Origin of the sequence: Kocuria sp. ZOR0020, assembly GCF_000800955.1 — a bacterium.
Lineage (GTDB): Bacteria > Actinomycetota > Actinomycetes > Actinomycetales > Micrococcaceae > Kocuria > Kocuria subflava.
Map to the genome: position 1 here is coordinate 1 of NZ_JROX01000277.1, position 7022 is coordinate 7022.

Below are 7022 nucleotides of genomic sequence, written 5' to 3' on the forward strand. Positions count from 1 at the left end.
CACACTCCCACCGGCCATAAACAGGGTCCCGGCCGAGCCGATCACCGCAGCTGCGAAGAACCCCAGCCCGGCTGACTTCCACCCGGCTGCCATCAACGAGGGGCGGTTGGTCTTCCGACCCACCCCCTCCTTCAGCGCGGCAATCGCAATACCGGCCGCGATCCCCACCAGCATCACCGCGATCAGTCCACCGGCGACCACCGTCATCAAGGGCACAGCATCCGCGGATCGTTCGGTGTACCCCTGGGCGCTCAACATCGTGTTCACGCCGCCTCCGTTTCCGAAGACCAGCCCGCCACCGACCGTGACGTCACCAACCAGCCTTCTTGACCGGCCATCGGCCCACCCCGACGACGGCGTGTGTCACACACTCACCAGGCCTTTCACGATGTCTGTGTGAGGGGGCACACTAGAACCACAGCCCCTTGACCAGCCAAAACTCCCACTCAAGGACTCGACATGTTCCAGCTGCTCGTCTTCGCATTGATGGCCATCCCGGTCGTGATCTTCGTGGTGATCAGCATGGTCTTCTCCGGTCTCCGCGCAGCCGCCATCGCCGATACGAAAGACCCGAACGTCTCGATGGGCGGTGTGTGGTTGGTCCTCGGCGGGATCTTCCTGCTCTTCGCATTCCTGACCTTCGCCTAACCCCCACCCAAATCAGACACCAGGGCCTGGCCCCGGCTCACCACCACGTGACCGGGACCAGGCCCTCACTCATGCACCAGAACCACCGAACCAGGTGTGAATACCGGGCCCCTCGTTCCTGACGCTCCATCATTGCCGGGCGTCGCTACGCGCAAACGGCTACGCCGCCGGCTCCCCCAGGATTTTCCGCACGCGGTCGCACGCTCCCTTATTTCGCGCGGACATTCCTTCCTCCACCGCCCCTACGGGGTTGCGCTCCTCTCCTAACCCGGCACTGCTCCGCTTATCAGGAACGAGGGGACACCCCGAACAGGCCTCCCACCGATGAGGACCTAACAAGGAGGAACACACGATGAGCACCACAACCACCGCCACAGTCACCGTCTACTCCAAGCCCGCCTGCGTTCAATGCAACGCCACCTACCGGGCCCTCAAAAAAGCCGACATCGAATACACCGTGATCGACGTGACCGAAGACCAAGACGCTTACAACCAAGTCGTGGCCATGGGCTACCAACAAGTCCCCGTCGTCGTCGCCGGCCCAGACCACTGGTCAGGGTTCCGCCCCGACCTCATCAAAACCATCAACCACTGACAAACCCCAGGAGACCACCATGAACGACACCGAGAACAAGCAGGAAGTTAACGAGTCAAAGCGTCAAAGCCCCTCGGTCGGCAGCTTCATCACCCTCATAGTGCTCAACATCGTGATGCTGGTGGCATTGTTCTTCGGATTCCAGACCTGGCCGGGCAACCCGGTGGCGGTCATGGTTGAAGGCGGTCGGCAGCTAATGACCACGCCCCAACCGCCAGCTACGGATCCTCTGACCTGTTGCATCGCCGCGGACGGGGGCTCGGTCAACCCCAGCGCCCTCCAGTTGCGCTGCGGGGATGACGCTGTCGTGGACTACACCATCACCCGTGATGGCAACACTCCTCAGATCACCGTGAACAACGAGCACATCCGCGGTTGGGAGGCCGGAACCACTTCCGTGGGGACTTCCCGCGACGGGTCCCTGATCGTCCGCACCAAGCTCACCAATGGGGACACCACCTTCTCCTACAGTCGCGACCTCGCTGACGGTCCGGAATCAACAGACATTCAACGCACCGGCCCGTGGCCGGCCAACGAAATCCCCACACCAGAAACCAGGTGAACACCATGGAAACCAATGAACTAGACAGGGAACACCGGAAGTTCCTTCTAATTTCTTACGCCATGATTTTCCTAACAATCCTTGCTGTGATCGGCCTCGCCTCCGCGATCCCTCAGCTGTTCCACAGTGACGACCCATGGCAGACCCCTGCCTCACCCACAATGTCACCAAGCGTTTCCACCTCACCCGTGGATCCTTTGACGTGTTACATAGCAGCCAACGGGTCCATGCCGCCGTTGGATGCCCAGTTCCGCTGCGGTGACAACCAGGCCCTGGACCTGCAGGTCACCCGCGACGACCAGGACGCCCACGTCGTCAAGGTCCTTTCCGGGACCATCGAAGGCTGGGAACTAGATAGCGCCTCCGCCGGGACCTCCGAGACCGGGGCACCGATCCTGTACGTGCGTCTGACCGATGGACGGACCACTTTCACGTACCGACGTGACCTCTTCGAAGGCCCCGACACCACCAGCATCACCCGCACCGGGTCGCCCTGGCCCGGGACCGAGATCCCGGCCACGGAAACCCGGTGAGCACCATGAGCACCGCCACCCGAGACCGGGAGTACGTGATCAGCTGCGCACGATGCGCAGGCCACCGCGCGGCCACCAGCTGGGTCACCACAGACCCACAGTTCATCTGGATCCTCGGATCCCAGTTCGGGTGGGCCATCACCGTCACCAACGACGGCATCACCGCCATCTGCCCCACCTGCCAAGACCAAACACCCTGAGCACACAACACCGCGTGCGTGACAGCCAGGTGATCGGAACCGATCACCTGCAGACAACCCGATGAAGGAGACAACCACCGTGGACACCTACAACGACAACAAGATCGACCACCTCCGTGTGGCCTTCGACCGCGGAGAACTACACCTGAACGACGGCACCCGCCTGGAGCTCACTACCGACGACATCACCACGCTGCGCCAGGCCCTGAACATCCACACCCACGATTGCGACCTGGACGACGCCGTGGAAATCGTGCTGCGGACCTAACCATGTCGGAGACCGCCGGCACACTGAACCCACCACCCAAAGGAGACCACCATGGACACCACCACCACCGACACCATCCCCCTGGGCCGAGTCCTCGCCTGGGTCGCTGTGCCCGCGGCCGCGATGATCGGTTGGGCCCTCTTCGCCTTCCTCAGCCCCCTGGACACGGATCTGTACGCCACGGGCGCTTACTTCCTGACCGGACTGGGGATCATCTTCGCGATCACGCTGTTCACGATCGAGACGCTTTTCCGACGTCGGATGCGCCGCGAGGGATTCGACAAGAGCGAGATCGCTGAGGCAACCAAGTACTTCTCCTACGGCTACGGGGCGGCCCTAGGAATATCACTTCTCAGCCTCGCCTTGCAGCTGTCCCTGTGAACAAACCACCGGCCACAGACTGAGGGCCCCGAACGTTAGGTTCGGGGCCCTCAGTCTGTGGCGGTCCGTCCTTGTGGCAGCTGCACTTCCGCGCCCAGGAGACCGCCCTGCAGCCACGGGATCACTTGCGGTGACGCACCCTGGACAACACACCATCAACAATGGCTCGTAGAACCCCGCGCGGCACCCTCTGCGACCCGCCCACGTTCCTTACGGCCCCACCACGGACGCGGATCCCCTCCCTCTCATGCAGAGGCAACTGATCAAGGATCATCAGAGCCTGATCGAGGTGATCGCGAACCGCGTCCAACCCGGTGGCATCCGTCGCGGTTTCCGGCCGCTCACACGGATCGGTGTCCTTTTCTACTTCCATATCCAGATACCGCCACTCCGGAGATAGCAAGGCCGCGTCTACTTCCGGTAACCGGGCGAACCCGAGCCACATGTCACCACGGTTCTCGGCCGCAATAAACCCCTTGCGGGCTAACCACGCGAACACCTGGGCAACCTCCTCGTGAGTAGGTTCCCCGTCACCAGGAGCCCACTGGCAATACTTGTGGACATGTCGTGAGGTGTGAGCTCCAACGTCAAGATATTGGAGGACTCGCCGTCGAATGGAATACAACCGACCCTCGTCAGCCGCCCACTCGTTGGCCCTCTGATCAGCGATGCTTCGTCCCCACGAGGTCAACGCGACGAAGCCGTCGTCACCATGGGACACCAGCCCCAACGACCGCAACCGGGAAACGAACTCGGAGATCTCCGCATGCGAGAACAGCCCTCCAACGCAGCATCCGTCCACGGTGACACAACCCCCCGAGCAGTACTCGTCCACGGTGATCGAACCTCCCAGGTCTTTGATGTCATGCAACAAGCCTGCCAACCACCGGTCGTCTTCCAGCAGTGTCAACGCCAAATACCGAGACATGCCCCTCACCGTCCCTCTTCGCAGTGATAACCCGCCACCGTGAACTCATTGCTCCCGGTTTCTTCCACGTTCACCGTGCATGAGCGCCGTCCCCCTTCCGGGACCACCTCACTGGTGTCTGCATGCCACGTCCAGGCCACATCCACCCCGATGAACCGCATACCCTCCGGCGCCTCAACCTCCACCCGTGACGGAGCGACCTGGGCTGTGGCCGAGGACCAAGCCGAGGCCGCCAACGCCTGGTTCCACCACACCGGCGCCCAACGACCCGGGGCGCCACTCTCACGCTCCACCACCTCATCAGAGAGCAACGGCGCAGCGCGTTGGATCGAAGCACCAGGGACCGTGTCCCCCACCGTCTCCCACTCCACTAGGGCTCGCATCGCTTCCACCGCCACAGCCTCCGGATCAGACCGATCCACCCGCCCCAGATCCATGAACCCGCCAAACGACTTCCCGTCCCCCGCCTCACCAGGCGAGGGCGAGGGAGCCACCACGCCGTTACCGGACACATCCCCCGCCCCGGGTGTCACCGATGGCCAGGACTGCCCCGTCGCCGCAGGGCTACCAGCATCACCAGTCGGCGAGGATTCGCCCGCTGGTGCCGGCGACTCATCAGCACCAGGCAACCGTTTCGGAGACTCCCCTGCAGGCGACGTGGTCGCTGCGGTCGCAGTCGGCGACGGCTCCGGGACCTGAGCGGATCCACAACCACTCACACCCACCAACGCCACCAGAACCACGCCGGCAGCACACCACCTGGTTTTGTTCGTGTTCATCACAGAATTCCTTTCTGCCTCATGATCGGTTCGGGATTGACGTTGTAGGACCGCCCTGCAGCGTCCACCTCGCCTGGTTTCTTGCAGGCCGGTGTGCCGGGCTTCATGATCTCCATGTGCAAATGCGTGCCCGTGGAGAATCCCTTGTTGCCCTCGATGGCCACCGGGTCACCGCGTTTGACCTTGTCCCCCACGGACACCATCTGGGAGTCCGTGTGGAAGAAATTGATCAGCATCGGGGAGTCTTTCCCATTGCTGACTTTCAGTTGGACCATGCCGTCGAAGGCATCGCCGGGAACACACACCACTTCGGCGTCCGTGGGGGCGACCACCACCCCACCCGGGCCACTCCCACCACCGGTGGCGAAGTCCACGCCGAGGTGGTGGTTGGCGAAACAGCCGTTTGCCAGGGACATGTCATCCGGGGCGCATCCCGAGATCAAATTCCGGTACCCGTAGCCGGAAGTGAAACGCCCACCGGGCAGCGGGTTGGCCCACTCCCCATCCCCGAGCTCCACGTCACTAGGCAGATCAACCGCAGCGCAATCGGCTGAAAACGAGACCTGGGCCTCTCCGAAGATCCGGGAAACATAGCCCTGTGTCTCCTCATACGGCGGCAACTGTCCCTGCCTTAAACCTGGTGTACCTGGCCCCGCGTTGTAGGCAGCCACCGCCAGCCGCGGCGCGTCTGGGCCCCCATCCACGGCCCACCCACTGGCCAAATCCAGCAAGTGCTTCATGTACCGCGCGTAAGCGGCCAGCGAGTCCGCGGGGTCGCGCGGATCCCCGCCGTTACCCCACTCCGCCCAAGTCCCCGGCATGAACTGCGCCGGCCCGATCGCACCCACCGAGCTGGCCGCCGAGGTCTTGAACCCCGATTCGGCTTGAATTTGCGCGGCGATGATCTCCTTGGGCAACCCAGTCGCCTTGGCAGCGTCTTCGATCGGGCCCACGAACTCCGAGGGCACCTCCACCTGCGGAAGCCCCGTCCCACCACCACTGTTGGCCGCATCAACACGGCACGACGATGCCGCGTTCGCCGCTGCGGCCTGGGTGTCGGCAGCGTCCTTGGCTGAGGACGCGCCAGCGGTCATCAAGGTCATCAACAACGCGAAGACCACCATGACCACCACAAGGAAAAAACCCACCCCGGCAACGGGTGGGCCTACCCACTTCACCACCGCCGCAGCGCCGGCCTTCTTCACCACGTTCACGACCCCGGCTCCCACCGGGTTGCTGAATGCGCCACGAAGTCTTTGGGAGTGGCAGCCCAGGACGTGACCACACACCGTTGACCATCCCTGGCCGGCGGGCACACCACCACCACTTCCATCAGCGCCCCGGACGGGGTATCCACGCGGTCCTCCCCGGCCTTCACGCTGCGCTCCAACCGCATCGCGACCTGCACCAGGTGCGTGCCGGCCTCCGCGTCCGCCCCGTAGTCGAACCCCGGGGCGACACCGCGGCCCTCGTGCAACCCGGCGTCCATCCCAGCCCAGGTCACCACCGCATTCGATCTGGCATCGGACTCCCCGGCCACGTCCCAGTCCTGCACCACCCCACCGAATCCACCATCCGTGAAGGAATCACGCGCATCCCGCCAGTCCTGGACACTGGACTTCGTGGTATCCACCGTGCGCATCGCCCGCAAGAACCTCGCCCCGGTCACCAACGGGTCATCCTCGTCAGCCTCACGATTACGCACCAGGCCCGTGTCCTCGTTGATGGTCTTCAACCCAGCCTTATCAGCCACCGAACCGGAAGAGCCGTCCTTCGTGGCCCCACGCTCATCAGATCCGCCCTGGTCGCCACTCTCACCCGTGGGCGAGGTGGAGGCGGAGGGCAGCTGGCTGGCCTCAACCGCGGCCGCCGAGGAAGCCACCCGTGAGGTCTGTCCGCCCGCGTCCGGCTCACCATCACCGTTGAGGATCGCCCCAGCGGCCAGGAGGAACACGAATGCGGCGGCAAGCGCCAGGATCATCACCACCAGTGCTGCCAGTGCTCGGCCACCCCGGTGTGCGTCGATCCAGGCCACCATCGCCTGGAATCGGTCTTGGATGCGGTCCTCCCCCGGTGCTTTCCAGGACGCTTCCGGCGGGTGGAAGAACGCCCACCCCTGATCCATCAC

General features: G+C 63.7%; 12 protein-coding genes. 7 read left to right on the plus strand and 5 right to left on the minus strand.

Translation table 11 applies throughout. From position 1 onward, the window contains the following. Window positions 1–267, minus strand: a 267-nt coding sequence (locus L979_RS12920) for a hypothetical protein (protein WP_047692615.1), incomplete at its 3' end; no start/stop codon positions are given. Between the two features lie 192 nt (window positions 268–459). Between L979_RS12920 and L979_RS12925 the strand changes: the two genes are divergently transcribed. The 7 genes from L979_RS12925 to L979_RS12955 all read left to right on the plus strand — a co-directional run bounded on the left by L979_RS12925 (window position 460) and on the right by L979_RS12955 (window position 3187). Continuing rightward, the gene (locus L979_RS12925; protein ID WP_047692616.1) at window positions 460–648 is read left to right on the plus strand and encodes a hypothetical protein; all 189 of its coding nucleotides are present in this window, start codon (window positions 460–462) and stop codon (window positions 646–648) included. A gap of 352 nt (window positions 649–1000) precedes the next feature. Further along, window positions 1001–1243 (plus strand): glutaredoxin-like protein NrdH, encoded by a 243-nt coding sequence (nrdH, locus tag L979_RS12930; RefSeq protein ID WP_047692617.1) that lies wholly within the window; start codon window positions 1001–1003, stop codon window positions 1241–1243. Between the two features lie 19 nt (window positions 1244–1262). Next, window positions 1263–1805, plus strand: coding sequence for a hypothetical protein (locus tag L979_RS12935; RefSeq protein WP_047692618.1), 543 nt, complete (start codon window positions 1263–1265; stop codon window positions 1803–1805). A 188-nt stretch (window positions 1806–1993) separates the two neighbouring features. Beyond that, a complete protein-coding gene (locus L979_RS12940; protein WP_156125591.1) occupies window positions 1994–2338 on the plus strand; it encodes a hypothetical protein in 345 nt (114 codons plus the stop codon). Between the two features lie 5 nt (window positions 2339–2343). After that, window positions 2344–2538, plus strand: a complete 195-nt coding sequence (locus L979_RS12945; RefSeq protein ID WP_156125592.1) for a hypothetical protein — start codon at window positions 2344–2346, stop codon at window positions 2536–2538. A 61-nt stretch (window positions 2539–2599) separates the two neighbouring features. Then, window positions 2600–2806: a hypothetical protein gene (locus L979_RS12950; RefSeq protein ID WP_047692621.1), complete on the plus strand. Its 207-nt coding sequence runs from the start codon at window positions 2600–2602 to the stop codon at window positions 2804–2806. Between the two features lie 51 nt (window positions 2807–2857). Further along, window positions 2858–3187, plus strand: coding sequence for a hypothetical protein (locus L979_RS12955; protein ID WP_047692622.1), 330 nt, complete (start codon window positions 2858–2860; stop codon window positions 3185–3187). Window positions 3188–3308: 121 nt separating this feature from the next. Here L979_RS12955 and L979_RS12960 read toward each other — a convergent pair whose 3' ends face one another. From L979_RS12960 to L979_RS16375, 4 genes are all read right to left on the minus strand, one after another. Continuing rightward, complete coding sequence (locus L979_RS12960) at window positions 3309–4115, minus strand: hypothetical protein (RefSeq protein ID WP_156125593.1); 807 nt, start codon at window positions 4113–4115, stop codon at window positions 3309–3311. Between the two features lie 5 nt (window positions 4116–4120). After that, window positions 4121–4537, minus strand: a complete 417-nt coding sequence (locus L979_RS12965; protein ID WP_156125594.1) for a hypothetical protein — start codon at window positions 4535–4537, stop codon at window positions 4121–4123. 356 nt (window positions 4538–4893) lie between these two features. Beyond that, window positions 4894–6108: a transglycosylase SLT domain-containing protein gene (locus L979_RS12970; protein WP_156125595.1), complete on the minus strand. Its 1215-nt coding sequence runs from the start codon at window positions 6106–6108 to the stop codon at window positions 4894–4896. Further along, on the minus strand, window positions 6105–7022 hold a 918-nt coding region (locus L979_RS16375), incomplete at its 5' end, for a hypothetical protein (RefSeq protein ID WP_197052155.1). The genes L979_RS16375 and L979_RS12970, both read right to left, overlap by 4 nt.

What these genes read in the sequence shown, in the direction of transcription:
- nrdH (WP_047692617.1), top strand. Translation starts at nt 1,001, where the DNA reads ATGAGCACCACAACCACCGCCACAGTCACCGTCTACTCCAAGCCCGCC.
- L979_RS12955 (WP_047692622.1), top strand. Translation starts at nt 2,858, where the DNA reads ATGGACACCACCACCACCGACACCATCCCCCTGGGCCGAGTCCTCGCC.
- L979_RS12950 (WP_047692621.1), top strand. Translation starts at nt 2,600, where the DNA reads ATGAAGGAGACAACCACCGTGGACACCTACAACGACAACAAGATCGAC.
- L979_RS12925 (WP_047692616.1), top strand. Translation starts at nt 460, where the DNA reads ATGTTCCAGCTGCTCGTCTTCGCATTGATGGCCATCCCGGTCGTGATC.
- L979_RS12960 (WP_156125593.1), bottom strand. Translation starts at nt 4,115, where the DNA reads ATGTCTCGGTATTTGGCGTTGACACTGCTGGAAGACGACCGGTGGTTG.
- L979_RS12945 (WP_156125592.1), top strand. Translation starts at nt 2,344, where the DNA reads ATGAGCACCGCCACCCGAGACCGGGAGTACGTGATCAGCTGCGCACGA.
- L979_RS12935 (WP_047692618.1), top strand. Translation starts at nt 1,263, where the DNA reads ATGAACGACACCGAGAACAAGCAGGAAGTTAACGAGTCAAAGCGTCAA.